This window comes from Bradyrhizobium sp. MOS001 (assembly GCF_004634465.1).
GTDB classification, from domain to species: domain Bacteria; phylum Pseudomonadota; class Alphaproteobacteria; order Rhizobiales; family Xanthobacteraceae; genus Bradyrhizobium; species Bradyrhizobium barranii.
In genome coordinates, this window is record NZ_SPVJ01000179.1 from 1 (window position 1) to 1,027 (window position 1,027).

Genomic DNA, 1,027 nt, shown 5'->3' on the forward strand with positions numbered 1-1,027 from the left:
AGCAGCTTGCGGGCGACGGCGATCAGGGCAACGAGCTTCGGCTTTCCATTGGCCACGAGGCGCTCAAAGAAGGCCTTGAGGACGGGGTTGTGACGTCTGGCGGTCATTGCTCCCATGAACAATACCGTTCGCACCGCTTGTCGCCCGCCACCAATGAAGCTTTTTCCGCGCCATTGGCCGGATTGGCGCGTGTAGGGCGCCAAGCCGGCCAGTGCCGCAATCTGCTTGCGGTTCAGGCGGCCGAGCTCTGGCAGCTCGGCCATCAAGGTCCGGGCAATGATGGGCCCAACGCCGGGAACGGAGGCGAGCAAATCCTCTGCTTCGCGCCAGGCCGGCGAAGATCGCACTGCATCGTCGATGTCCGTATCGACGCTGACGAGCTCCTTCTCCAGCGCCTTGATCAGCCGTGTGATGCTCTTTCTTAAATGCTGCGAGGTAGCGCGCTTTTCCCGTTGCCGCTCGGCACCTATCATGTCCACGATTTGACGCCGGCGCGTCACCAAATCCGACAAAAACCGTGTCGCCTCATCCGGCAAAGGCCGGGGTTCGGGCCGTGTCGCTGCGGCAAAGTGAGCGATTACAGAAGCATCGATCGGATCGGTCTTGGCGCGTTGTCCGAGTGCCTTGGCAAAGGCACGGACCTGCGCCGGATTGACAACGACGACAGGAAGGCCGGCGCCGCCAACTGCCGCTGCCGCAATGGTCTCGAAGCCGCCCGTCGCCTCGAGCGCCACAATAGTGGGTGCAAGCTGTTTCAGCCGAGCGGTCAGCTGCTCCAACCCCGCACCGTTGCGTTCTACGACGAACGCCTCACCACCGGGATGAACTGCAACGTCAAGACGGTCCTTCGATACGTCGATACCAACCGCGATGATATCCATGGTCACCCTTCCTTGCCTAATCGGGCTTCGCACTTTGCGGCCCAGGCGACTGTTCGGGTTCAATGGACTAACGGACGGGGCACCTCTCTCACCCACGGCCTGCAACGACCTGGGGGTTTGCGGGCTCCCGTCCGTCACCGCAACGT

General features: G+C 62.3%; 1 protein-coding gene. It reads right to left on the reverse strand.

The annotated features are described in order from the left end of the window. Positions 1-881: IS110 family transposase (locus tag CT676_RS43755; protein ID WP_135217365.1), on the reverse strand; the 881-nt coding region annotated here is incomplete at its 3' end. Between the last annotated feature and the right edge of the window lie 146 nt (positions 882-1,027).